This is a genomic window from Pseudomonas sp. W22_MBD1_FP4, assembly GCF_052113765.1.
In the GTDB taxonomy this organism is placed as follows: domain Bacteria; phylum Pseudomonadota; class Gammaproteobacteria; order Pseudomonadales; family Pseudomonadaceae; genus Aquipseudomonas; species Aquipseudomonas sivasensis.
In genome coordinates this window covers 1-22283 of sequence record NZ_JBGQOI010000023.1, presented here as the reverse complement: position 1 = coordinate 22283, position 22283 = coordinate 1, and the positions used below count along the sequence as shown (strand labels likewise).

The 22283-nt window shown below is 59.6% G+C and carries 22 protein-coding genes and 2 pseudogenes; 7 read left to right on the top strand and 17 right to left on the bottom strand.

The features are described 5' to 3' along the window. Nucleotides 1-13: 13 nt before the first annotated feature. From ACEN2T_RS24360 to ACEN2T_RS24340, 5 genes are all read right to left on the bottom strand, one after another. On the bottom strand, nucleotides 14-1027 hold the full coding sequence (locus ACEN2T_RS24360; RefSeq protein ID WP_032885630.1) for a diguanylate cyclase domain-containing protein: 1014 nt from the start codon (nucleotides 1025-1027) through the stop codon (nucleotides 14-16). 136 nt (nucleotides 1028-1163) lie between these two features. Further along, nucleotides 1164-3062 (bottom strand): alkaline phosphatase family protein, encoded by a 1899-nt coding sequence (locus tag ACEN2T_RS24355; protein ID WP_442117703.1) that lies wholly within the window; start codon nucleotides 3060-3062, stop codon nucleotides 1164-1166. 511 nt (nucleotides 3063-3573) lie between these two features. Continuing rightward, complete coding sequence (locus tag ACEN2T_RS24350; RefSeq protein ID WP_442117702.1) at nucleotides 3574-5817, bottom strand: ATP-binding protein; 2244 nt, start codon at nucleotides 5815-5817, stop codon at nucleotides 3574-3576. After that, nucleotides 5814-6428: a biliverdin-producing heme oxygenase gene (locus ACEN2T_RS24345; protein WP_122680693.1), complete on the bottom strand. Its 615-nt coding sequence runs from the start codon at nucleotides 6426-6428 to the stop codon at nucleotides 5814-5816. The genes ACEN2T_RS24350 and ACEN2T_RS24345 overlap by 4 nt, the downstream gene beginning before the upstream one ends. Nucleotides 6429-6622: 194 nt before the next feature. Continuing rightward, nucleotides 6623-7003 carry a response regulator gene (locus ACEN2T_RS24340; RefSeq protein ID WP_181640484.1) on the bottom strand — a complete coding sequence of 127 codons (381 nt, stop codon included), beginning with the start codon at nucleotides 7001-7003 and terminating at the stop codon, nucleotides 6623-6625. Nucleotides 7004-7279: 276 nt separating this feature from the next. Between ACEN2T_RS24340 and ACEN2T_RS24335 the strand changes: the two genes are divergently transcribed. Then, on the top strand, nucleotides 7280-7654 hold the full coding sequence (locus tag ACEN2T_RS24335) for a c-type cytochrome (RefSeq protein ID WP_032885636.1): 375 nt from the start codon (nucleotides 7280-7282) through the stop codon (nucleotides 7652-7654). On the opposite strand, the gene ACEN2T_RS24330 is transcribed toward ACEN2T_RS24335, so the two are convergent. The 5 genes from ACEN2T_RS24330 to ACEN2T_RS24310 are packed head-to-tail and all read right to left on the bottom strand — an operon-like array spanning nucleotide 7655 to nucleotide 12362. Beyond that, entirely contained in the window at nucleotides 7655-9676 is a 2022-nt protein-coding gene (locus ACEN2T_RS24330; RefSeq protein ID WP_442117701.1) for an LTA synthase family protein, read from the bottom strand. Beyond that, the gene (locus tag ACEN2T_RS24325; RefSeq protein WP_122680690.1) at nucleotides 9676-10260 is read right to left on the bottom strand and encodes a hypothetical protein; all 585 of its coding nucleotides are present in this window, start codon (nucleotides 10258-10260) and stop codon (nucleotides 9676-9678) included. Before ACEN2T_RS24325 ends, ACEN2T_RS24330 begins: the two co-directional genes overlap by 1 nt. Continuing rightward, nucleotides 10260-11528: a sialidase family protein gene (locus tag ACEN2T_RS24320; RefSeq protein WP_122680689.1), complete on the bottom strand. Its 1269-nt coding sequence runs from the start codon at nucleotides 11526-11528 to the stop codon at nucleotides 10260-10262. The genes ACEN2T_RS24325 and ACEN2T_RS24320 overlap by 1 nt, the downstream gene beginning before the upstream one ends. Before the next feature lie 22 nt (nucleotides 11529-11550). Then, nucleotides 11551-12096 (bottom strand): cytochrome b/b6 domain-containing protein, encoded by a 546-nt coding sequence (locus ACEN2T_RS24315; protein WP_442117700.1) that lies wholly within the window; start codon nucleotides 12094-12096, stop codon nucleotides 11551-11553. Beyond that, complete coding sequence (locus tag ACEN2T_RS24310; protein WP_032885640.1) at nucleotides 12096-12362, bottom strand: PepSY domain-containing protein; 267 nt, start codon at nucleotides 12360-12362, stop codon at nucleotides 12096-12098. Before ACEN2T_RS24310 ends, ACEN2T_RS24315 begins: the two co-directional genes overlap by 1 nt. A gap of 147 nt (nucleotides 12363-12509) precedes the next feature. Here ACEN2T_RS24310 and ACEN2T_RS24305 point away from each other — a divergent pair, with 147 nt between their 5' ends. After that, complete coding sequence (locus ACEN2T_RS24305; protein ID WP_032885641.1) at nucleotides 12510-13172, top strand: response regulator; 663 nt, start codon at nucleotides 12510-12512, stop codon at nucleotides 13170-13172. Then, nucleotides 13169-14548, top strand: a complete 1380-nt coding sequence (locus ACEN2T_RS24300) for a sensor histidine kinase (RefSeq protein ID WP_095186396.1) — start codon at nucleotides 13169-13171, stop codon at nucleotides 14546-14548. The genes ACEN2T_RS24305 and ACEN2T_RS24300 overlap by 4 nt, the downstream gene beginning before the upstream one ends. Nucleotides 14549-14748: 200 nt before the next feature. Here the strand turns inward: ACEN2T_RS24300 and ACEN2T_RS24295 are convergent, their stop codons facing one another. The 3 genes and pseudogenes from ACEN2T_RS24295 to ACEN2T_RS24285 all read right to left on the bottom strand — a co-directional run bounded on the left by ACEN2T_RS24295 (nucleotide 14749) and on the right by ACEN2T_RS24285 (nucleotide 16617). Next, a complete protein-coding gene (locus ACEN2T_RS24295) occupies nucleotides 14749-14973 on the bottom strand; it encodes a pyocin S6 family toxin immunity protein (RefSeq protein ID WP_442117699.1) in 225 nt (74 codons plus the stop codon). Next, nucleotides 14970-16099 (bottom strand): annotated as a pseudogene (locus tag ACEN2T_RS24290) (colicin E3/pyocin S6 family cytotoxin). The gene ACEN2T_RS24295 and the pseudogene ACEN2T_RS24290 overlap by 4 nt, the downstream one beginning before the upstream one ends. A gap of 146 nt (nucleotides 16100-16245) precedes the next feature. Further along, on the bottom strand, nucleotides 16246-16617 hold the full coding sequence (locus ACEN2T_RS24285; RefSeq protein WP_032885644.1) for a PH domain-containing protein: 372 nt from the start codon (nucleotides 16615-16617) through the stop codon (nucleotides 16246-16248). Nucleotides 16618-16744: 127 nt separating this feature from the next. On the opposite strand from ACEN2T_RS24285, the gene ACEN2T_RS24280 reads away from it, so the two are divergent. After that, nucleotides 16745-17380, top strand: a complete 636-nt coding sequence (locus ACEN2T_RS24280; protein ID WP_099602186.1) for a LysE family translocator — start codon at nucleotides 16745-16747, stop codon at nucleotides 17378-17380. Between the two features lie 6 nt (nucleotides 17381-17386). Here ACEN2T_RS24280 and ACEN2T_RS24275 read toward each other — a convergent pair whose 3' ends face one another. Next, nucleotides 17387-17716 carry a hypothetical protein gene (locus ACEN2T_RS24275; protein ID WP_442117698.1) on the bottom strand — a complete coding sequence of 110 codons (330 nt, stop codon included), beginning with the start codon at nucleotides 17714-17716 and terminating at the stop codon, nucleotides 17387-17389. A 198-nt stretch (nucleotides 17717-17914) separates the two neighbouring features. On the opposite strand from ACEN2T_RS24275, the gene ACEN2T_RS24270 reads away from it, so the two are divergent. Beyond that, a complete protein-coding gene (locus ACEN2T_RS24270) occupies nucleotides 17915-18811 on the top strand; it encodes a hypothetical protein (protein WP_286819965.1) in 897 nt (298 codons plus the stop codon). 18 nt (nucleotides 18812-18829) lie between these two features. Continuing rightward, on the top strand, nucleotides 18830-19114 hold the full coding sequence (locus ACEN2T_RS24265; protein ID WP_032885648.1) for a hypothetical protein: 285 nt from the start codon (nucleotides 18830-18832) through the stop codon (nucleotides 19112-19114). A 2-nt stretch (nucleotides 19115-19116) separates the two neighbouring features. Here the strand turns inward: ACEN2T_RS24265 and ACEN2T_RS24260 are convergent, their stop codons facing one another. The 3 genes from ACEN2T_RS24260 to ACEN2T_RS24250 are packed head-to-tail and all read right to left on the bottom strand — an operon-like array spanning nucleotide 19117 to nucleotide 21860. Beyond that, nucleotides 19117-19563, bottom strand: a complete 447-nt coding sequence (locus tag ACEN2T_RS24260) for a hypothetical protein (protein WP_442117697.1) — start codon at nucleotides 19561-19563, stop codon at nucleotides 19117-19119. Between the two features lie 8 nt (nucleotides 19564-19571). Beyond that, nucleotides 19572-20312: a hypothetical protein gene (locus ACEN2T_RS24255; RefSeq protein WP_339484230.1), complete on the bottom strand. Its 741-nt coding sequence runs from the start codon at nucleotides 20310-20312 to the stop codon at nucleotides 19572-19574. Nucleotides 20313-20366: 54 nt separating this feature from the next. After that, nucleotides 20367-21860, bottom strand: coding sequence for a hypothetical protein (locus ACEN2T_RS24250; RefSeq protein WP_442117696.1), 1494 nt, complete (start codon nucleotides 21858-21860; stop codon nucleotides 20367-20369). 207 nt (nucleotides 21861-22067) lie between these two features. Between ACEN2T_RS24250 and ACEN2T_RS24245 the strand changes: the two are divergent. Continuing rightward, a pseudogene (locus tag ACEN2T_RS24245) lies at nucleotides 22068-22229 on the top strand (protein-methionine-sulfoxide reductase heme-binding subunit MsrQ); the annotation flags it as partial. Between the last annotated feature and the right edge of the window lie 54 nt (nucleotides 22230-22283).

Below are 22283 nucleotides of genomic sequence, written 5' to 3'. Positions count from 1 at the left end.
TGACGGGCTTGACCTACTCCGACACCCCATCTTTCCCCGCCGCTTTGGCGCGATACAGTGCTTGGTCGGCACGCGCCATCAGGGCGGCGGGGGATTCATCCATGCGCCGCTCGGCCACGCCCAGGCTCAGGGTGACGGTGAGATCACCGCGCACCGGGATCTTGCGCATCGTTCGGCAGATGTTCTCAGCCAGCGCCCTGGCGGTTTCCAGTGAGCTTTTGGGCAGCACCACCATAAACTCATCACCTCCCCACCGAGCCAGTAGGTCGCCTGGACGAATGCACCTCTCCAGGCATTCCACGACGTGCACCAGGGTTTGGTCGCCCACGCCGTGGCCATGTCGGTCATTGATTGGTTTGAAGTCATCGATATCCACCGCGATCAATGCCAACGGCAGGCGAAAACGCTGTGCGCGGCCGCACTCTTCCAGCAGTACTTTTTCCAGGCGGTAGCGGTTGGCGACGAGAGTGAGGGCGTCCCGCTCGGCCAGGGAGCGGTTCTCGTTCAGCTGTAGTTGTAATTGCTGATTGACCCGCGATAGCTCGCGCGTCCGCTCGGCCACCAGTGCCTCAAGGGATTGATTGCGTCGCTCCAACTGTTCAACGGAGGATTTGCGCAGATCGATGTCGCGATGGGCGCCCACCATCCGTGCTACCGAGCCGTCCTCATTGCGCGCAATGACATAGCCGCGATCCTCGATCCACAGGTAGCTGCCATCTTTTTTGCGGCAACGGTATTCGGTTTGGTAGTGAGGGGTACGCTGGTGGACGTAGTCATCGAACACCGTCATCACACGGGGGTAATCGTCCGGATGGATAACGTTTTCCCAGGTAAACACGTTGTTTTCCAGGGAATGGCGAGGGTAGCCCAGCATTTCGTACCAGCCTGGGTTGCGGTAGACGAACCCGGTATTGGCGTTCCAGTCCCAGATGCCGTCGCTGACCAGCTCCAGCACGGCATGCAACATGTCGGCGTTAAGGTGGGAAAAATCATGGTCCAGCGGGTTGTTGCCGGAAGTATCGTCCATCTGCGCATTCCTTGCGTGGGCAGGCGCCTAGGCCTGCCAATGTTGTCGCCGATACTCCGTGGCTGGGGCTACTGTACAGCAGGGATTAAACGCTTTGAATAGAGTGGGTATGCTGCTTTTGGGTGATGGCTATTAGCTATTGTTGCGGCGCCACCATCCTCGTCCGAGGGTTGCCGTCCGCGTTGTGCTGGTAAATAGCCTCAGGCTGCCCCCGCTCGTTGAAAAACACTTGGCCAATTCCGGCCGAATTCCATAACCGTTCACCGGCTTCGGCATGTTCCGGGATATGGGGGACCACCTGCATGGTGCGGCGGCGAGTGAACCAGTTCAGGGGCGATCGCGGCGAATAAAGCCAGCGGTTGAGGCGGTCGAACCATTCCAGCAATCGCGGTGGGAATTCGTTCTTGATGCCGCTGCTGGTGATCTGCCAGATTCTGGGGCCGGCGTTGCGGTGGCGGATCAGCACTTCATAGACAAACGAGTAGTGCACGTCGCCCGAGAGGATCACGTAGTTACCCGGCGTGCGCGAGTGGCGGAAGATGTTGAGGATGACCTGAGCTGCGCCGCGATGAGCCATCCAGTTCTCGGCGTCCACCAATAACGGATGGCCGCACCAACTGAAGATTTTTTGCACGGTCTCGATCAGCTTGACGCCAAAAATCGGCGCGGGAGAGACGATGATGGCCGAGGGATGATCGAGCAGCTCTTGTTGCAGTTCGCTCAAGGCTTCCCAGTCAAGGAGGCCTGATGGGTGCTTGAGCGTGAATTCGCTGCGCCAGCGCCGGGTGCGGGTGTCGAGCACCACCAAGGCCGGCGTTGTGGGCAGGACGTAATGCCACTGCTGGAACTTCAGCAGTGTCTCCACCAACTGGTCCTGCGCGAGCGCGTCCAAGTGATTGTCCTGCGTGTGGGTGACCAGTGTCTGCGTTTGGCCCACTAGCTCAACAAAGGCATCCGGGTTATTCCCCCAACCCTGGCACAGCAGGTAGGCGAGCAGCGCGTTACCTATGATGCGTTTGGAAAACGGATGGCCGTAGGCGGTTTCTTCCCATTGGGCGCTGAGGTTCCAGTCGTCGGTGATGTCGTGGTCGTCAAAGATCATCAGGGTGGAGAGGTGGGCAAATACCCGTGCTACGTCCGGCAAACCCTCACGGAATGTATCCAGCGTCACTTGCTCACGCGCATAGCGCGATGACTCCTCGGCGCTCAGTTGCGGCGGTTGTGGGGTGATCAGGTTCCAAGGCGCAGGCGACCACACCAGCAAGTACATCGCCATGACTTCGGCGAAGGTCACCAGATGGTTGTCGGCGGTGCTGCTGGTGAAAATCGGTTTTTTCACGCCGCCAAAAAAACGTTCACGCAGGGTCTCGTTGCTGTCCAGCGCCGGGAGCAGATCGGCGCGGTTGTAGTAGCTGGCGTGATGCCCGTAGAGGCTGGCGCTATCGTCTACCACGGCGCCTTCCAGGTATTCGTCGAACAGGCCCAGGCGCGCAATCAGCCCATGGATCGCGCGCAGCATCGGCCCGGCGACATCGTCGGCATACACTTGGTCGCCGCTCATCATCAACAAGGCCGGGCGCTCGGTTGGGTTCTGCGCATTGGCCAGCAGGCGATCAACGCAAAGCAGGCCTTCGTCGGCACTGTGGTGAGGTTTGCGGCACGAGCCGTGCACCAGTTGATGGATACGGCTGTGCAGCACGAAGCTCGGGTATTGGGCGTTGGCGTACAGCAAGTGGGGCGCCCACTGGGCTATGCCGGTGCAGTCGACGAGCAAGTCATAGTCGATGATCACATCCTGCGGCAGCGCCTTTTCCAGCCGTATATCAATCAGATGGACAAACGCCTCGCGACCCACCTGCACGACTTGGCATTGGTCCTGGCCCAGCGGGATATCCAGGTGCTGCTCGGCATATTGCAGCCTCAGGGTCAGGGTTAATGCTCGGCTTCCCACCAGCCACAACACCAAGCGTTGGGGTTCCAGGCGCCGCAGCAGAGGGCCGGCGAGTACGGCGGGCAAGGTGTCGGGATGTGGCATGCAGTAAAAGGCTCCGGCCAGGGTTGAACCGGAAAGGTTAGCGCAACGGATGTCAGTGTTTTGTTAAGACGCGACGACCTACAAAGACGAGGGGCAGTGCACTGCCCCTCGTACGACGGTTTAAGGCAAGTTGCCCTTGCCCAGGCTGTCTAGGCTGCCGGTATTCCTGTGTCGGCCATCGCGCGCCGAACCGTCAGCGTCCTGAGGTTCGAGCTGCGATTGAGGGCCGTCGATGCTGCGCTTATTGCGTTGAAGGGGGGCGTCGTCATGCGGTGCAGTGGGGTATTGAGCAGGCAGAGGGGGAGAATTTATAGGGCCGAGCATGGAAGTATCCTTCTATCAGTCGAGGGTGACTTCGCCCTGTTGAGCGAAGTGGCGACAAACTTATAGAGGACGAGGGGCGTCGAGCTATAAACGCCCTGCTGCAAGATATGACCGAGGTTGAGGCCGCTCTCTAGAGCAGGCCATGCCTGGCTATTGCCACAGACCCCTTGCCACAAGTCGCTGGCGCTTAGGTCGGTGAGTTTTCAATTACGTTCGGCACCGTAAACCGGAACTCGCTGCCGCGCCCCACTTCACTTTCAGCAATGATCTTGCCGCCGTGGGCGTGGACGATGCCCTGGGTGATGTAGAGCCCCAAGCCACTGCCCGTTGGATTGTTTTCGGTCTGGGTCCAATAGCGGTCGAACACATGGGGCAATTGCTCCGGCGCAATGCCTTCGCCGGAGTCGCGCACCGAAAACACGGTCTCCTCACCATTGCTCATGGCACTGATGCCGATAGTGCCTTGGCGCGGCGTGAACTTGATGGCGTTGCCGATCAGGTTCGAGAGCACCTGGAACATCCGCTCAGGGTCGCCGTTGATCACCAGATCAGGCTCGGCGCTGAACGACAGGTCGATGCCTTTTTCCATCGCCAGCGGTGCGAGCAATGAGTAAGCCTCTTCGAACATCTGGCTCACATCCAGCGCCACTGGCTTGACCACATAGCGCCCGGCCTCGATTTTCGAAGTGTCGAGCAAGTCTTCCAGCAGCACATTCATACGCCCGGCGGCTTGCTGCATGGTGTCGATGGCCGTGGAAATCCGCCGCGACGTGTGTGGGCCATCGGAGCTGAAGGCCTTCTGCATCATGCCGCACAACATCGAAATGACCGTCATCGGGTTGCGCAAGTCGTGGGATACCACCGCCACCAGTTCATCACGGGCGCGCACGGCTTGTTGCTCACGCGCTACCTGGCGTGCCAGGTCGTTTTCCAGGGCGGAGCGACGCAGGTCATTGGCGGCAAACAGGTCACCATGGCTCCACTTGGTGGAGATGCCGGCCATTTCCACTTTCCAGATTTCAAACGAAGTGCGTGGGCGAAGGCGCAAGCCAGCGTCGGAGTTTTCCAGATCCAGTGGCTTGTTCGGGTCGCCGCTCCAGTTGATGTTCTCCTTCACTTCCGGGCGGAACCACAGCACACCGTTATCCACCGGTTTAGGCAGGCTCATGGCCAGGACACCGCTGGCCATCTGCTGAAACTCAGCGGCCGGCGGGTAGACGGAGGCCAGGTTATGGCTTGAAAACACCGTATCGCCGCTCTCTTGAAGCCACTTGTGCAACGCGCGGATCTGCGCCGGTTCCGGGCAGTTGCCGTAGCGGTGCAGTTGCTTGTCTTCGATGATCGCCACACCGCCGGACAGGGTCAGGTCCATCAGCACTTGGCCTTGCAGGGCCAGGCCATCGAACACGTTGTCCGCCGAGGCTTTCATCGCCTGATCCAGCAACGCCAGGGCCTCGACTTTTTCCTCGCGCTGGCGGCTCAGGTCCAAGGCTTCCATGGCGCTGATCTGCAATGACAACACCTGGCCGATGGTCTGGCAGGCGGTGCGCAACTCGTTGGGCACCAGCAGCGGTTCACGGTTGCCGCAGCTGATCAGGCCCCAGAGTTTGTCGCCCTTCATCAGCGAGATGCTCATGGACGACAGCACACCCATGTTCTGCATGTACTGACAGTGAATCGGCGACACACTGCGCAGGGTGGCGAAGCTAAGGTCCAGCGGCTCACCGTTGTCCGGGCGCAGTTTGGGCAGCAGTGGCACAGGCTCGTAGGCCGCGTTGGGAATGATGCGCAACCAGTTGGTGCGATACAGCTCGCGGGCCTGCTCGGGAATATCGGACGCGGGGAAGAACAGCCCGTTGAACAGTTCCATGGACGGCGCGGACGCTTCGGCGATCACTTGGCCGTGGCCTTCCTCTTCGAAGCGGTAGATCAGCACGCGGTCGTAGCCGGTCATGGCTTGGATTTCATGCACGCTGATTTCGTACAGCGCTTGCAGGGTTTTCGCCGCCTGCAAACGTTGCAGCATCTTGCCCAAATCACTGGTGCGACGATTCATTGCCCGCGGCTGGAAATTCTCCAGCAAGGGTTCGAATTCCAGTATCAGGACGCCCTGATGGCGATGCAGCAGGCCATCGAACTTGGCGCCGTTGAAAGTAACGTGCAGCGGCGGCGCGTCGATAAAGTTGTTGTGTTCGACCATGTGTTGCACAGCCTTAGCGTGCTCTGCGCCCAGCAACCGGTGCAGCGGCTGGTCCAGCAGCGTCTCCGGTGCATGATTGAACAGGCTGGCGACGTTGGCGCTGACTTGGATGATCTGCAAGCCGGGGTCAGACAGCGTCAGCAACACACCATGGGGCTGGATGGCCCCCGGAATGCGAATAGGCTCGTCCGCACAGTTGGCAAGCAGCTCTTCAAAATCATCGGGTTTCATAGCAATACCTCCTGGCTGTCGAGCCATTGCTCAAAGCAGCGGAATGTCGAACGGGCCGCGTCTACCGCGTGTTGTTTGGCTGGTGCGTCCAGCGGCTGGTGGCCCAGATAGTCGAGAAAGTCTTTCCAGCGCCGACCAGTCTCGGGGCCATACACATTGAGAAACGCACCGCCGTTATCGGCGTCCAGATCCAGGCGCTGAGCCATTTCCCGGCGCAGTACCTGGCCGCCCAGCGTAGCGCCTTCGAGCACATACAAGGCGCCCAGGCAGGCAGCAGGGGTATCGAGGAGCGGCAGTTGGGTGCAGCGGGGCAGGTCGTTGATAGCCATGTCATTCAGGCCAAGGGCGAGAAGATCGCTCAACAGAGTGGGCGTTTTCACACGCAGCTCTGTGTCATAGCCATCAGGGATCAACTCACAATCGTACAGCGCGGCTTCCATTGGCCCATAAAACCCGTAATACGCCTGGAGCAAGCGTCGAAACCAGTCGGTATCCAGGTATTCGCTGAAAAACGGCAGGCGCTTTTCCAGCGCTACATGCAGCAGGGCCGTGCCTGTGCGCAACGCTTCCAACAACGAGGGCACACCACCGTCAGGGGCCTGTGAATGCATTCAATAAGCTCGAACTGTGGGCCTGCCGGCCATAAATGACGCATAGAATTGGGCAGTGATTCTACACACCTCATGGCCATTGGCTGTACGCACAAGACGAAAAGCCTGACCAGCGGATCAGAAAAGTCTCTCCTTGCTCATTAATGACCGCAGTGTTTGTCCCAAAGTTCGGCTTCAGTGATGTTGCGATGCTATCAATGCAGGTGCGGGCTTTGCTGGGTCAGTGCCGTTTGCACACACTCAATCAGGTGTTCGGTGCTCCACGGTTTCGGTAGAAACCGCACAGAGCTACCCAGTTGCGCCGCGATCTTAGTGTTGCCGGATGTCAGCACTACCTTTACCTCTGGCCAACGATGGGCCACTACCCGGCTCAAGTCATAGCCGTTGAGCAAACCTGGCATCTGAACATCACTGACAATCAGGTCGACCGGTTCATCATCCCGCTCCAGAAAAATCATCCCTTCATCCGCCGAAGGAAATGACGTCACATGAGCCCCAAAATCCTCAAGTACATCCACCATTAACGAGCGAATGATCTCGTCGTCTTCCAGTACTAAAATCGATGGCTGAGCCATGATCGTTACTCCACCATCTGGGTTCAGTAAGGTGGAGTGGAAGACCATCGGATAGGTTCGATTGGATATGTCCAAAACGATGGGTGGTTATTCAGAGCGTCTATTTTGCTTGTTTGCGGGGAGGTGCGGCACGATCCCTGTGCTCTGCAATGCACGCAAAAGGCTGTCGATCCTGAATGCTCCCCTGATCGAGCGTGGACCGAAGCGCTGATCTGGATGGGCATGCGTTCCTGACAAACAGGCATAATCGCCCGCATTCGCCGATGTGGAGTTCCCATGAAGTACGTCCTGCTCACCCTCGCCCTGATCCTCAACACCCAGTCAGCCCTCGCGGCCGGCGACGCCGAGGCGGGTGGCAAGCTCTTTACCAAGACCTGCGGCGGCTGCCACAGCGTCGGCGAAGGGGCGCGCGGTGGGTTCGGCCCGGAACTCAACGGCATCATCGGCAGGCCTGCCGGCACCACCACCGACTATCAGTATTCTGACGCGATGAAAAACTCCGGCGTGGTCTGGACGCGGGACAAGCTCGCCGCCTATATCGAGGCACCGAAGAAGGTGGTGAGCGGTACGCGGATGATCTTTTGGGGCATCAGTGATCAGGAGAAAATCGACAACATCCTGGCCTACCTCGAAACCTTCCAACCCAAATAATCACTCCCGTACATTTCTGAACAGCATCAACCGCGCGCTCTCATGCAGCCCACGGGTCAGCGCCTGCAAACGCTGAAACTCTGCGGGATGTTGCGTTGCCACATCCTCTCGCGGTGTCTTTGAGGCCAGGTCATGCAGGGTCGGTGAGCTGCCGTCGTGTTGCATTTGCAACAGGAAGTGTTGGGTCACGCCGCCGATGATTGGGAACGTTCCCTCACGCAACACCAGCGGCACCACGCGTTCCCCTTCCGGAGCAGGCTGTTGGATATCCCGGCCCATGGCGCCATTGGTGAACGGCACGCCTGCCATGCCCGCAACGGTCGGCAACAAATCCGCCAGGCCCACCGCCTGTTCGATCACCCTAGGTGCCAGGCCCGGCGCGTGGATCAACAACGGCACGTTGTTGCTTTCCAGCCCCAGTTGTTCAAAGGCTGGCGCCATGTGCGGGATCTGGCTGATGCGCGTGTTGTGGTCGCCGAAGAACACAAAAATGCTGTTGTCGTAGTAACCACCGGCCTTGGCGATTTCCATCAAGCGGCCGATGTTGTAGTCGAGCAGGCGCACCGCGTTGTATTGCTCGACACTGCGCGAACCGGCTGCCTGGACTTGCTCCAGGGTCACGTTCGCCACCTGGAAACCGTCGTTGTCTTTGGGAATCGTGAAAGGTCGATGGTTGCCGGAGGTTTGCAGGTAGGCGAAGAACGGCTGGTCCTTGGGCATCCTGCTCAACAGTTCGTCACCTTCCTTGAACAGGTCCAAGTCTGAAATACCCCACACATCCACCCGTGGCGATTGCCAGTCGCTCTCTTCAAACAGCTGCACGTCGTCGATGCTCTGGCGGATCAGCGCGTTTATGTTCGCCCAGCCGGCGTTGCCGCCGATCATGTAGAACTTCTGATAGCCCTCGAATGCGTTGATCAGCGTGTGTTGCCGGGTGATCAGCGGATTGCGCGTGGCAGTCTCCTGGCGGGTGACGTCGGGCACGCCGGTGATGCTGGCCCAGACAGTCTTGGCGGTGCCGGTGACCGGTACGTAGAAGTGCTTGAAGAACCAGCTTTGGCTGGCCAGTTTATCCAGGTTCGGCGTGGGATTGAGCGGGTTGCCGTAGGCCCCGACGGCGCTCGTGCCAAGGGATTCGAGCATCACGAAGATCACGTTCAGCGGGCGCTCGCCGGCCAGGCGATAGGGCTGCACACCCTGTTGGCGGGTGAAATTCAGTTGCTGGGCGTCCGGTTGATCCACCCCCAAGTACTGGGCGACTTGCGGGTAATGCTTACGCACCTGGGCTTCATCGAACTGCGATTGGCCGACCTTGAGGGTGTCGTACAAAAACAGCACCGGGTTGAGGCCCACGGCGGCCACCTGGCTGTTGCCGGAAAAGAACGCATCGCTCCAGCGCAGCGGCACCGGGTTTTCCAGGTTGAGGTTGGCCACGCGCCCCAGCAGGGCGAGCAGCACGGCGACCACGCCAACCACTGAGACTGACGTCACCGCCCATCGATTAATGGGGGTTGGCGCACGGTCCAGGGTCAGGCGCTCCAGGCAGATCAACGCCCATACCCACAACCCCACTGCCGCCAGCCAGCAGGCGGTTATCCACAGCACTGGATAGGTTTCCCACACCATCTGTTGTGAAATCTGTGCGTCTTGCAGGTAGCGCAGCACCGTCGCATTGATGCGTACGCCGAGGTAGGCGTAATGGCCGAAGTCGATGATGTACACCAGGCCGATCATCGCCAGTGCGACCACCAGGTAGGCACGGGCCAGCCAGCGCAGGACTGGCAGCGTGGTGAGGTTCCAGCGCGGCAGCCATGCCAGCACGGCCAGCGGCAGCAGCAGCAACACCGCCAGGCGCAGATCGAAACGCAGGCCGATGCCGAGGGTTTCCAGCAGCGCCGGGGTTGTCACATCAAGGCCGGAAAAACCCAGCACAAACACCAGTCGCAACGCAGCCAGCAGCACAAACACCAACCCAATCGCGCCCATGCCGTAGCGCAGGCGACGTGATTGCAACGCACTCATCAAATTTTCCATTCTTTAAAGCAGTACAGTTTGAGTTGCATTAATCCAGCGACGACGCAGTAGCCTGCCAAGAGCGGATCAACCAGATAATCCCAATAGTTCTCTGAGGCCTTGAGCCGCAATGCGAACGCCAGCGTGCCGATCACCAACATCCACACCGCCAGCGCATTGCGCAGCCACAGCATCAACAGCGCCGCCACCGCGACCAGCACAATCATCGGTCGAGGGTTGAAGCCCAAGCGGTACGGGTCGAAATAGGTCAGGCCTAACGTGGCCGGGTATAGCACCAGGCTCAGCAGGCCAAACAGCAGCAACATCTGCACCTGATGCGGTCGAGCCAGCGGCTGCACCACGCCCAGACGGCTGAGCGCAACCCACCCCAACAACACCAGCGTGCTGATCGCCAAATCATCGGTAAAACTGCGGACATAGGCCGCCAATGGCAGCTCATTGATCGGGATAACGCTCACCACCACCAGGACTGGCAGCAACCACGGTCGCCATCGGGCGGTAAATCGAAACGTGCTTAACAGCACAAACCCCAACAGCACAAAACTCAAATGCGCCTGCCACAGCAACACCATCACAGACGCTCCGCCAGCCAGGCTTCGTTGAAGCTGACATGTTTGATAAACGTGTTATTCCATGAGTACACCAGGTGGTACATACCGTCCGGGCTGCGGCTGAAGTACGGGTACTCGTACTCGAAATCGCAGCCACGGGGTTTGCACACGCGGTAGTCGAGGCTGCTGAGAAAACGTTGCTCCAGCGGTAAACGCTGCGCGCCGCTGGAGGCGCGAAAGCCTTCGCCGATGATCTCTTTATAAGCTTCGGGGGCGAACGGTTGGCCGAGCGGGTCCGGTGATTCGTCCAGTTGCACCACAGTGCGCCACTGGCTGAGCTGGGCGTCGGTGCCATAGAGGCTGAGCTTGAAGCGGCCGTCCTGCAGGTCATTGAGCGCCACCAGCAACCCATCGTCCACCGTGCCCACCGCCGCCAGCGACGAGTTAGGGTTGGCCGGTTCCAGTGGGTACGGCTGGCTCCAGGTTTGCCCGGCGTCTTCAGTGCGGCTGGCCAGCACGCGGTGATGGGTGTCGCCGGCATAGCGCAACATCGCCACGGCGCGTTGGCCGTCCAGGGGCACGATGGTCGGTTGCAGGGAATTCTTGCCGCGGCTGATACGGAATTTGTCGATCACCGCTCCGTCGGCGCTCAAGTACAGGTACTCGGCAAACTTGCCCATGAACTCGTGGTACACCGGCAGGCCGATGGAGCCGTCGGCGTGGAACACCGGCGCGGCGCGAACCAGGGTGCTGATATTGAAGAACGGCGAGGTCACCAGTTGCCGAGGGGCCGTCCAACTGCCCCCCAGGTCATCCGACACCATCACGTTGATCGCACTGGTGGCCCAGCCGCCCACTGACACCGACACATAAAACATCCACAGGCGTTTATCCGGCGCCAGGGCAATTACCGGGTTGCCGAGCTTGCGGATATAACGCTGGGTTCCGTCGCGGGTGCTTTCCCGCGTGGCCAGCACCTGTTCGGCGCCCCATTCGCCGGTACGTGCATCAAAGCGCGCGGTGCGCACCTGCACATCAGCGGCACCTTCGCGTGAGCCGGCGAACCACACCGCCATCAAGTCGCCGCCGGGCAGGGCGGTCACGGATGAGGAGTGCACAAAGTCGGTGAGCTGGGTGGATACGAACCGGCTGCTGTACTGCGCCGGCGCCGCCACTTTTGCGGTGTTCGGGCTGGTCTGGGCAAACGGCGCCAGCACATGGGGCGGATGGCTTTGCCAGGCAGCGAAAAACACTGCCAGCAGGCTGCATATCAATAAGGCGGAGCGCATAGGGAACCTGTGGGTAAAAGGATTACTGCGCACGTTCATCCGGCAGGCGCTGCCTGCGACCGGTGAGCATGGATAACGGCAGGTTGTCCCGCACCTGGATACTTTCAAACACGGCAGCCAGTACATGCAGGCAAACCAAGCCAAGCAGCGCATTGGCGGCGGTCTCGTGGATTTGCAGCGGCCAATCGGCGCCCCAGAGGGCATCGACTTCCTGCATCAAAAAGCCACTCACGCCGACGGTGAGTAACGCCAGCAACATCAACAGCATCACCAGCGCGCCAATCGGCGAATGCCCCAAGCGGTGTTGCGGCTTACCCTTGAGCAACGAGCGCACGTGGGCATTCAGCCTTTTTGGCGTAGGCCAAAAGTCTGCCCACCGCGCGCTGCGCGGTCCGACAAATCCCCACACTGTTCGCACCAGCAGCCAGGCCATGGCGTAATAACCCAGCCAGACATGCCAGTCGTCGCCGGCTTCGTTGAAGAAGTAATTGGCGACGAAGACCCCGGCGATGGAGGCATGGAACAGCCTCACCAGCGGGTCCCACAGGCGTAGGGATTCGCCTGGCATCAGCCTTTGATCTCAGTCTTCACGGCCTTGCCGGTGACCGGGTCGTGGTAGATCTCGACCTTGCGCTTGTCCTTGTCGAACCCGTAGATCTCATAGCAGTTGCCATCAGTGACCTTGAACTTGCTGATGGTGTAGCCCTCGGCCTTGAGCTTGTCCTGGAAGGCTTTTTCGTCTTGCCATTGCGAGCGCTCGGCGGTGGTGCATTGCGGGCCGGCGAAGGCCAGGGGGCTGGCGAGGATCAGGGACAGCAGGAGAATTTTGCGCATGGAAAAGCTCTCAGCAAATGTGGGAGATTTCACAGTGCAAAACCAACCTTAGGGCAACCTTAGTTGGCAACGAGCCGTAACATCTTTGCTGAAATAGCCCCGGCCATAACCCGGCATGATGCCGCCGATTCCTACAGAGATTTTGCTATGCGCCTACTCCTTGTCGAAGATGACCGTGCCCTCGGCCAAGGGATTCGTGTGGCCTTGGGTGCCGAGGGCTACACCTTGGATTGGCTGCAGGATGGCGTTGCGGCGCTGCATGCGTTGCGCACGGAGAGCTTCGATCTACTGCTGCTGGACCTCGGCCTGCCCCGCCTCGACGGCCTCGACCTGTTGCAGCAACTGCGCGCCGAGCAACATGATCTTCCGGTGCTGATCCTCACCGCCCGCGACGGCACCGCCGAGCGTATCGCCGGATTGGACGCTGGCGCCGACGACTACTTGGTCAAACCCTTCGACGTCGAGGAGCTCAAGGCACGCGTGCGCGCGCTGTTGCGCCGCAGCCAGGGCCGTGCGCAACCGATGCTCGAGCACGCCGGCGTCAACCTCGACCCCGCCACCCAGCAGGTGCGTTACCTGGATGAGGACATCATCGTCACCCCCATGGAATACCAACTGCTGCACCAACTGATGGTACGCCCCGGCAAAGTGGTGACCCGCGAGCGCTTGTCTCGCGCGTTGTATGGCTGGCAGGACCGCGTCGAAAGCAACACCTTGGAAGTGTTGATCCACAACCTGCGTAAAAAGTTATCCACCGAGCTCATACGCACCGTGCGCGGCGTTGGCTATGTGCTGGTACTCAAGCCATGACCTCCGTGCGCGCGCGCATCCTCGTGCCGGTGCTGGTGTTGATCCTGCTCGGCGATGCCCTGATCAGTTGGCTGGTGCTGCGCGACAGTCACCACGAAATCGAAGAAGTCTACGACGCCCAACTCGCCCAAAGCGCGCGCCTGCTGCAAGGCGTACTGCGCCAGCGCGACCCCGGCGAGGCGGATTGGGACCGCTTGTACCAGGCGTTTGATCAGGCCATGAGCCGCGTGGGCGAAGAGGGCGTGGCTCATCCCTATGAAACTCGCCTGACCTTCCAGGTGTGGCGCAGCGACGGCCAGCTACTTGTACGCTCAGCCGAAGCGCCGGTGCTGGCAGCACCGCCCGCGACCCTTGGTTCCCACGACATCATGGACAACGGCAACGACTGGTGCGCCTTCCTCCTCGCCGACCCGCAACAGGGCCTGTTGATTTGGGTGGGCGAGCGCGACGACATCCGCCAAGACGTGATCCAACGCATCATGCGTCACACCCTCTGGCCGACCCTCATCGGCGTGCCGCTGCTGACGGTGTTGATCTGGCTGTTAATCGGTTGGGGTCTCAAACCCCTGCGCGCCATGGCACTGTCGATTCGTGGACGCAATTCCGACACCTTGCAACCGCTGCACCTCAAACCGCTGCCCTCCGACCTGGAACCCATGCAAACCGCGCTCAACCGGCTGTTGGTGCAGGTGGACGAGTTGTTGGAACGCGAACGCCGGTTCATCGCCGACGCCGCCCACGAACTGCGCACCCCCCTGGCGATCCTGCGTATCCATGCGCAAAACGCCCAAAGCGCGGAGACAGTAGAGCAACGACGCGAGGCATTGGAATTTCTGGTAAGCGGTGTCGACCGCGCTACCCGCATCGGAAGCCAGTTACTGACCATGGCGCGCATCGAGCCGCAGTTGAACAACCCTGTGCGCAGCCGTGTGCAATTGACAGAGTTAGTACGCGAAGAATTGGCAGAACTTACCCCGCTGGCCATGGAGAAAGGTGTGGAGCTGGTGCTGGAGGGTGACGAAGAATGCTGGGTTGAAACCGAGCCCGTGGCACTGGCCATCGCCCTGCAAAATCTGGTGACCAACGCTCTCAACTTTTCCCCGCCGGGCAGCGAGGTGAAGGTGGTGATTGGTGCTTTTTGCCTGAGCGTGCAGGACCAGGGGCCGGGGATTGATGAAGCGGAAATCGGGCGTTTGTTTGAGCGGTTTTATAGCCGTGACAATGCCAATGGCGCCGGGTTGGGGCTGGCGATTGTCGAGATGATCGTCGGCAAGATCGGCAGCCGGCTGGCGTTGCACAACCTGGAGCGTGGTGGGTTGTGTGCGCGGTTGGTCTTTAACGAAGAAATCCAGAACAGCAGCCCTTCAACTGCCTGAGCTGAAAGGGCATGTGTAGTGAGCGTGCGTGCCCCGCGCTGGCCACCGAGATTTTCCATAGGAACCGCAGGGCTTGGTTTCAGGGCCGCTTCGCGCCCCAGCGCGGGGCAAGCCCGCTCACCACAAAAAAAGCCCGCTCACCAGGGAGATCCTCGTCAGCCTTTAGTCGGCGAATGGAGTTTGAATGCCCCTTGGCTCACTTAGTCGTGTGAGGTAAGGAATAAGTCAAAGCGAGTGGGCAGCTTTAGAGCAATCGCTTTTTCTATCTTGAGTACTTGTTCTTCCGTCAATAGATAGTCAAATACGCATTCCTCCAGTTTCTCCCACCCCATAATGGCCATCAGGTCTTGAGTGGACAGAGGTAGCGCCTGTTCAAAGGACGCAAAGTCCTCGTTAGGCAAAACGCCCATAACTGAGTGGTTCATGGTTCTACCGTCCTTTCAGGCTTGGCTGGCTTACGTTGGTTACCGGTCAAATGATCGAACTCGCCGAGATGAATTCCGCGCTTGGAGGACTTTTCCACAGCGCCATGTTGAGCGTCCCATTCATAGATCGTCCCGTCGGGATCTTTCCATCTTGGGCGTTGGCCACCCCCGTCATTGGAGTTTTCGAGCGAGCCCACTTGGCTTTCGGAAATGCAGCTAGGAGTTTTGGTTTGGGGTGATAAGTATGATCCCCAGCCCGAACACTGACCACCACATACAACGGCCGCCCCCCCCACTCCACCGGGAACACCAGAATAAAATCCCGATATTCCGGCGGATAAACCGGGTTCACCAAAATCTGCGCAGCCTTCTGGTTTGGCGGGTAAATCCAAATTACCGGCGCCTGCGGTGCAGCCTCCAACGCTGGGATTCCCAGGGCGTCCCCCGGATCAACCGCAGGCGTCCAGATCAGCTCCACACCTTGGCCCAAATCCGCCACAAACTGATCGCCACGGCTTTGCAACTGCACCACATCGATCATCTGACAGTCGGCATTGTTGCCGGTGTAAAACCCATAGCCCTTGAGCGTGCCGTCCTTCAACTGCTCAACATGCAAACGCATCTGTGAGCGAGCCCGTTGCATCGAGCGCAATTGCTCATCGCTGTACAGCGCACTATCACCCAGCGCGGATGGCCAGGCCAACGCCACTAACCCCATCAACAACGCCCCGGCTACAGAGCCGACAGCAGTCGCTGCCGACTCCAACACCGCTGCACGCAACGCCAACTGCCCCAAGCCAACGGGCAATGCGCTTCCGCTGATCTTGCGCAGCGAGACCGTTCCCCGAGCGTCCACTTCACGCCCGCCCAGCAGGCTGAAATGTCCGTATTCCTTGACCCACTCCAGCGGTACGAAACCGCCGGGATCGGCGTAGTGGGTGATGCCGTCGGGCAGTTGGCAGGGTTTGGTGAATACGCAGCCGGGAGGCTTGGTGGGGGAGGGGGCTGGCGCGGGAGGACGGTCGAGTAGATGGAGCGGTGGCGAAAAAGGCCGTGCCGGTTGCGGTGTCAGGATTCGCTGTTTGAGTTGTTGTTCTTCGGTGAGAGGGTATGCGCGCTCTGACATGACAGGCTCACTTCCTTGTGTGGGGACGTGAGCCTGAGAGGGGGTATGAGCGGACTAAATCGGATTTGTTCGATGATGGGTGTGGGAAAAGGAGACAGGGCCAGAAGGGCGTTATCGTTTCGAATATTTTGATTTTTACCTACTGATCAGGTCAGCAGGTGCTTGGAAATCAACCGCGAAATCTCAACAATCGACGTCTTCCCCGTAAATTCAAACTTCACCTTCCCCAGCGAAGAAAAGTAAATCTCCAACTCCGAATCCAGATCAAACGTGCCGGACGTTTCCACCGAGTACGCCACGATATTTTTATACGGCAGCGACGTGAAGTCCTTCTTGCTCCCGGTAATCCCCTGCACGTTCACGGCGATGATGCGCTTGGTGGTAAACACTACGCCGTCGCGCATGGCTTTGTAGGCGTCGACCACTTCCTCGCCGTCCAGCAGCAGGGCGGCTACGCGTTCGGCGTATTCGTTGTTTTGTTTGAGCTTGAAGAAACCTTTGTTGTTGAAGTCGATCATGGGCCTGCCTCGTGGGTGTATGCCGATTTGCTCGTGGATCTGTATCTAACGCGGGCATTTTGAACGCCCTACCATGGCGACCAACCTTACAACCTTGCCCAGATGTTTCAACAACCGGAGCCGCACCATGCCTGAACTATCCAGCTGGCTTGCCTATGCGCTGATCTCCCTCGGCATGGTGCTGACGCCCGGACCGAACATGATTTACCTCATATCCCGCTCGATTTGTCAGGGCCGTACAGCTGGATTGATTTCCCTGGGCGGCGTGGCGTTGGGTTTTTTGGTTTATATGCTTTGTGCGGCGTTGGGAATTACCGCGTTGGTCATGGCGGTGCCGTTTGCCTACGACGCGCTGCGGTTTGGTGGGGCGTTGTACCTGGCCTATATGGCGTGGCAAGCGATCAAGCCGGGCGGGCGTTCACCGTTTCAGGTGCGCGATTTACCCAAGGACAGCCCACGCAAGCTGTTCACAATGGGGCTTGTGACCAACCTGCTGAACCCCAAGGTGGCGGTGATGTATTTGTCGTTGCTGCCCCAGTTCATCGACCCGAACGGCCATGGCAGTGTGCTGACACAATCACTGGTGTTGGGCTTTACGCAGATTTTTATCAGCGTGGGTGTCAACGCGGTGATTGCCACCCTGGCGGGCTCCATCGCGGTGTTTTTCGTCACCCGGCCCGGCTGGCAAGTGGTGCAGCGCTGGCTGATGGGCTCAGTGCTGATGGGGTTGGCGGTGCGCATGGCGGTGGAAGGGCGGCGGTAGGTCGCCTCACTGGATGTCTTTCAGATAATCCTTGAGGGTGGTTAACGGCTCGGGCAGTTGATCCAGTTGATGGGCATTTTGCACAGCCGCCGCCAGCCGTTGCAGTTCACGTCCCAGTACTGTGTCGGCACCGTCCACCGCCATCAAAGCCTGGCCCGCACACTCATCAATCTTCACCAAGATTTCAGCCAAATCCCCCTGCCGCACCAACAGCCCAAACACCTCCCTGTCATAGCCAACCATCACCGGATCATCCCGCAAAACCGGGCTGCCACCGTCCACCTCATGCACCAACTTGAGTGCAAAAAGCGCCACAGCTTCCAGCGTCAATTCCATGGTCTTTGTTCCTCAACATACGGGGGGAGGGGGATGATCACTGTTCTGTGTGTGAAAAAAAAGACCTAGCCCACTTTGCGGCGTGCATCACATTAAGGCCTCTGCACAAGGAACGATACTAATTGGCCATGTTCCAACTCGCCGTGCCAAGCGCACCCAAGCAGCCCGCTTTATCTACTTACAAGGACGCAAGCCCCCATGCCCTCATCCCCTTTTCAATCGCCTTCCAATACTGGTGAGCTGATCGCCAGCTTCCGTCATGGCAAAGCCTTTCTTGTGGTCAGTTTGATCTTTGGTTCTGTGATGCTGGCGATGGCCGGGTTTGTGCTGTACCTGAGCACCATCCTGCCGCAGGGCAACAATGGCCCCGTCACTCTCCAGACGTCACGCGGCATGACCTTGAATTTCAGCGACCCGCTTATGGTGTTTTATGCCACCAGCGCCTTGCTGGCGGTGATCGGCCTGAGCATGTTTGCGGTCTACGCCTGGCACAAAAAGCTGCGTGCGCCCCGTTATGACGTGTACGAGCATGGCATCGAGCGCTTCGTGAACGATGAGCGTGAATACACGGCATTTGCCGATATCGAGGACCTGTATCTGTTCGGCTCCGGCCAAACCGTGTTGACCGGTATGGTTACCAACGTTGCCTATCGCCGCAATGCTTCGGAACCGTTTCACCGGGTGATCGAGACCCTCAAGGGCTTTCACGATTTCCAGCAACTGGTGCGTGAACTGCACGTACGCGCACGCCTGCCGGCGGTGGCGGCGACGCTGGAGGCGGGCGGGGCGGTAACGTTCAATTGCATCAGCACTGCGCAGGTCTGGGGCAAGCGGGTCAGCGGCAACTTCCTCAAGATCACCACGACGCCAATTCTGGTCAGCGCCGCCTTCCTTGAGTACCAGGGCCGCAAAGTGCCGATGGCATCGTTGCGCACCGTCGACCTCAACGCCTGGACCGAGAACGTGGTGATCAAGGACGACAGCGGCAAGCCCGTGCTGTCGACCATCGCCACCGGCATCCTCAGCCATGACCTGTTCCTCAACACCCTGGATGTGGTGTTTGCGGTTGAAGAACAAGCCCGTGAGTTGGCCTAAGCCCAGGAGTATCAAACGATGATTTATCGCGGCGCAGGATGGCTCACGCTGTTCACTCCGGTGGCCATGGTGCTGTTGTTGATGGGATTGTGGCCTGATCCCAGCGTCAAGCCAGGCAATGTCTCGCTGATGCAGTTCCTGATAGGCGCGGGTGTTGGCTCGGCGATCAACGTGGTGCTGGGCTTCGTGCTCAATCGGCATCCGCACGCTGATGGGGTGCGCCATCACTTCTTTTTCATGCCGATGCAGTGGCCGGCGCTGGTGATCACCGTGGTCTGTGCGCTGATCGCCCTGTTGAAATAAACCTACCGGCCGCTCGGCAAGGGCGGCCGCGTGTCGCGTTGTTCCAGATTGACGCGGAACGTGGTGTACGTGTCGCCATCGGCCAGGTAGAGGTTGCTTCGGTACATCTCGACTGCACCATCGAGTTTGATGTGCAGGCCATTGGCGACCCGTTCGATCACTACATTCTGCAAGTCGGTGTCCGAAACCAGGAACGGTGGCTTCTTGCCCAGGCGCACCTTCATCACCTCGTCGCTGCTTTCGTAATCGTCTGCGTAGAACCGCAGACTTTTGGGCTCCCCTGCGTTCCTCGCGCCTTGCACGATGTACACCCACTGCCCGGGTATGAACGCTTGCTTGAGGACTATTTGCGACGGGAATTGCGGTTTATGTACGAGCGCGTAAGCCAACAGCACTGCCAGGCAGGTTAGAAAGGCCCAACCGAGAAGCTTTTTGGTCCGTTGAGTCATCACTTTGCTCAGCTGTAGTCGAAGGTAAATAACACCAGGCCTTCAATCGGCTCGTAGAACATCACGATCAAGTCGGCCCCCGCGGTGCGGTAATGCCAGCCCGGCACGCTGGCGACGTGGAAAAACCGGTTGCCGGCCGGGCTCAAGGGATACACGTTCGAATCGCCACGGTCGGGATCCAGTTCAATGATCTGCATCGGAAACTCCACCGACTCCACCCAGTTAGCCAAGCCGTCGACTTCGCCGCCCAGTTGGGTGACAAACTCCACCGCATCCAGCGGCTCGCTGTCTTCGCGCGCCAGTACCCCGTGGGTGTTGAACCGCTCGACCGTGCGGGCAAATGCGCGGTGTTGCTCAGCACAGTGACGCTCCAGGTCCGCCCGCGCTCCGGGGTGAGGGTCGGCCAGTTGCGCGTTGCCTGCATGGAGAAAGAAGTAGCGCGGGTCGCCGCATAGGCGGTATCGCCCCTGCTCAAGCTGAAAGCCGATCCAGTTGGTTTTCAGCAGGTCACCGTGAAAGCCGTCCCATTCGGTCAGCTCGCCGACAAGACTCTCATAGGGCTCCAACGGGCTCAGCATGTGCACGACGCCCGACCATTCGGGATTCACCTGGCTCAGGTCAAGGCTGAAGAGCGGATGCAGATGCTTGGCCAGTTCCAGTTGATCGGCGACGAACACGTCTTCAATCGCCGGAAAGGGCTGCATGCCTGTGGGGATTTGGGTGAAGTCTTGGGAGAGCGTATTGGTCATGGGGTGTCTTCCTTGATCGTGGATATCAACGCAAAAAATCAGGTAACGGGCATGTTAACGCCATGCCCCTCGGGTAAGCGCGGTGCCGGGCAATTCCAACTGTATATACGCAATCACCGCGACCATTACTGCGCAAAACAGCCATTGGAGCGCACTCAGCCCGGCAATCCGATAGATCGCCTGCAACGGTCGCCGCCAGCGGTACTCATACTCGGCAGGTGCCCAGCGTGCCGGCTGGAGCACGCCGATCAAACCGGTCACTGCGTAGGTAGCAAGCCCCAACCACCCAAGCCATTGCCACACGACAAAACCCAGCGCTACTAATGGGCCGCCGTTGCGGATCACCCGATAGCGGCGGTCGGGGATCCATTTGCGGCGCACACACCAGCGGCTGACGCGTTGGTCGAGGTCTTGCAGGCTCTCGGCCATGACGGTCCAGTAGGTCAGCAGCCACTGGCCGACGCGGGCCATCAACCAGCCGCCCAGTAGGTATAGTGGCAGCATCAATAAGGTCGGGCCGAGTGCGAATCGGCTGGAGAGACTACCCAACGCCAGGCAGGTTGCAAGGACGGCGGTGGCTCGTTTCAGGCCGTGGCGGGTGGGGCGATAGCCGACGAGGGCCTGCCAGAACCACGGGTTGTGATTGGGGAACAAGCCCAGCAGGTCGGGGAACCGTGTGGAAAACGCTGCGGACAGTTGCTCGCAGGCCTGCCAGTCGGCTTCTCCGAACGTGGCGGCCAATTGCGCTTGCTGCGCGGGTTTTGCACACATCAAAAACAACGCCGCCGCACCCGGTTGTTGCGCCTGATCTCGCAACGCGTTCAGCCAGACGTGTTGCTCGCTGCGCCGGACCAGGGCCTGCCACCGGGATTGATCGATAGGCACCGCAGCGCCAGCGTCCCAGGCGAACAGCTGGCAGACCTGTTGGAAAAGAGTCGGCGACCAGCTTTCTTGCACCGTGAACAGGTGCAACACCTGCACCTGTAACGCCTGGTGATGGGTCAGGTCAACCAGCCAGCCCTGGCGGCAGGCCCGCTCCAGTCGTTCGAAGAACGCCTGAGGCTGGGCGTCTGCCAGGTATTTTTCAAGGTCGTCGTACAGCGCGCCCTTGAGTGCGTGGACCAGTCGTTGATGGGGAAAACCGCCGCTGTTTATTTGCTGCCATGGCGTGAGCCATTGGCGTTTCTCAACGCCCCAGGTCAACAGCGGTAGATGCCGGTCGGGTGCGTTGACGCAACGCTGGAACAGCAGTTGTTCAAAGTCGGCGGCACACCCTTGTGCCACGGCGCGGGCCCAGCATTCGTCGACTTTCCAGTCATCGAATTCGGCCAGCAGCGCCATCGCTTGTTCATACGCAGCAGGGGGGAGGGCGTGGGCGACGAGGCTGTCGCCGGCACGCAGTCGCTGCAACGCCCGCTCGTACGCTTCCCGCAGACGCTGGAAGGCGACGGGATCATCGTCCGGCCGCGTTACCTTGAGCAGCTTGGCGTACTGGCGTTTGAGGGTGCGCTCGTCAGGGCTGGCCAGCAGATCGTCCATGTTCAGCATCGCCAACCGTTCTTTCAGGGGGGAGGGCGATGATCACTGTTCCTGCGCGCTAAAAACAACCCCGCTGCTCACCGCTCCAATATCCATTCCACCCGGCGGTTATGCGCCCGCCCTTGCGTCAGGCGATTGATAGCGGGACTTATCAGGTCTGCGCGGATTCAGTCTGAGGGGAGCTAAGTCTGTGCGCCGGGCGCGCATTGCTGGGGTGGGCTGCTGCATATATTTTGGATCGTGCGGGCTGATCACAGGAGTGGGCTATCTATGCATCTATCTATAGCTGCGCTGCTGCTGGTGTTGCGTGTACCGCCGGTGATGCGCCGAATCCCACGGCTTATTGCGAAAAAAGCACCTTCTGCAACAAAAGCGTAATTAACGCTTGACCGCAGATTCTGGGAGCCTATAATTCGCCCCACTTCCGGCGCA

Coding starts and splice junctions, on each gene's coding strand:
- ACEN2T_RS24360 (WP_032885630.1), bottom strand. CDS start 1,027: ATGGACGATACTTCCGGCAACAACCCGCTGGACCATGATTTTTCCCAC.
- ACEN2T_RS24355 (WP_442117703.1), bottom strand. CDS start 3,062: ATGCCACATCCCGACACCTTGCCCGCCGTACTCGCCGGCCCTCTGCTG.
- ACEN2T_RS24350 (WP_442117702.1), bottom strand. CDS start 5,817: ATGAAACCCGATGATTTTGAAGAGCTGCTTGCCAACTGTGCGGACGAG.
- ACEN2T_RS24345 (WP_122680693.1), bottom strand. CDS start 6,428: ATGCATTCACAGGCCCCTGACGGTGGTGTGCCCTCGTTGTTGGAAGCG.
- ACEN2T_RS24340 (WP_181640484.1), bottom strand. CDS start 7,003: ATGGCTCAGCCATCGATTTTAGTACTGGAAGACGACGAGATCATTCGC.
- ACEN2T_RS24335 (WP_032885636.1), top strand. CDS start 7,280: ATGAAGTACGTCCTGCTCACCCTCGCCCTGATCCTCAACACCCAGTCA.
- ACEN2T_RS24330 (WP_442117701.1), bottom strand. CDS start 9,676: ATGAGTGCGTTGCAATCACGTCGCCTGCGCTACGGCATGGGCGCGATT.
- ACEN2T_RS24325 (WP_122680690.1), bottom strand. CDS start 10,260: ATGGTGTTGCTGTGGCAGGCGCATTTGAGTTTTGTGCTGTTGGGGTTT.
- ACEN2T_RS24320 (WP_122680689.1), bottom strand. CDS start 11,528: ATGCGCTCCGCCTTATTGATATGCAGCCTGCTGGCAGTGTTTTTCGCT.
- ACEN2T_RS24315 (WP_442117700.1), bottom strand. CDS start 12,096: ATGCCAGGCGAATCCCTACGCCTGTGGGACCCGCTGGTGAGGCTGTTC.
- ACEN2T_RS24310 (WP_032885640.1), bottom strand. CDS start 12,362: ATGCGCAAAATTCTCCTGCTGTCCCTGATCCTCGCCAGCCCCCTGGCC.
- ACEN2T_RS24305 (WP_032885641.1), top strand. CDS start 12,510: ATGCGCCTACTCCTTGTCGAAGATGACCGTGCCCTCGGCCAAGGGATT.
- ACEN2T_RS24300 (WP_095186396.1), top strand. CDS start 13,169: ATGACCTCCGTGCGCGCGCGCATCCTCGTGCCGGTGCTGGTGTTGATC.
- ACEN2T_RS24295 (WP_442117699.1), bottom strand. CDS start 14,973: ATGAACCACTCAGTTATGGGCGTTTTGCCTAACGAGGACTTTGCGTCC.
- ACEN2T_RS24285 (WP_032885644.1), bottom strand. CDS start 16,617: ATGATCGACTTCAACAACAAAGGTTTCTTCAAGCTCAAACAAAACAAC.
- ACEN2T_RS24280 (WP_099602186.1), top strand. CDS start 16,745: ATGCCTGAACTATCCAGCTGGCTTGCCTATGCGCTGATCTCCCTCGGC.
- ACEN2T_RS24275 (WP_442117698.1), bottom strand. CDS start 17,716: ATGGAATTGACGCTGGAAGCTGTGGCGCTTTTTGCACTCAAGTTGGTG.
- ACEN2T_RS24270 (WP_286819965.1), top strand. CDS start 17,915: ATGCCCTCATCCCCTTTTCAATCGCCTTCCAATACTGGTGAGCTGATC.
- ACEN2T_RS24265 (WP_032885648.1), top strand. CDS start 18,830: ATGATTTATCGCGGCGCAGGATGGCTCACGCTGTTCACTCCGGTGGCC.
- ACEN2T_RS24260 (WP_442117697.1), bottom strand. CDS start 19,563: ATGACTCAACGGACCAAAAAGCTTCTCGGTTGGGCCTTTCTAACCTGC.
- ACEN2T_RS24255 (WP_339484230.1), bottom strand. CDS start 20,312: ATGACCAATACGCTCTCCCAAGACTTCACCCAAATCCCCACAGGCATG.
- ACEN2T_RS24250 (WP_442117696.1), bottom strand. CDS start 21,860: ATGCTGAACATGGACGATCTGCTGGCCAGCCCTGACGAGCGCACCCTC.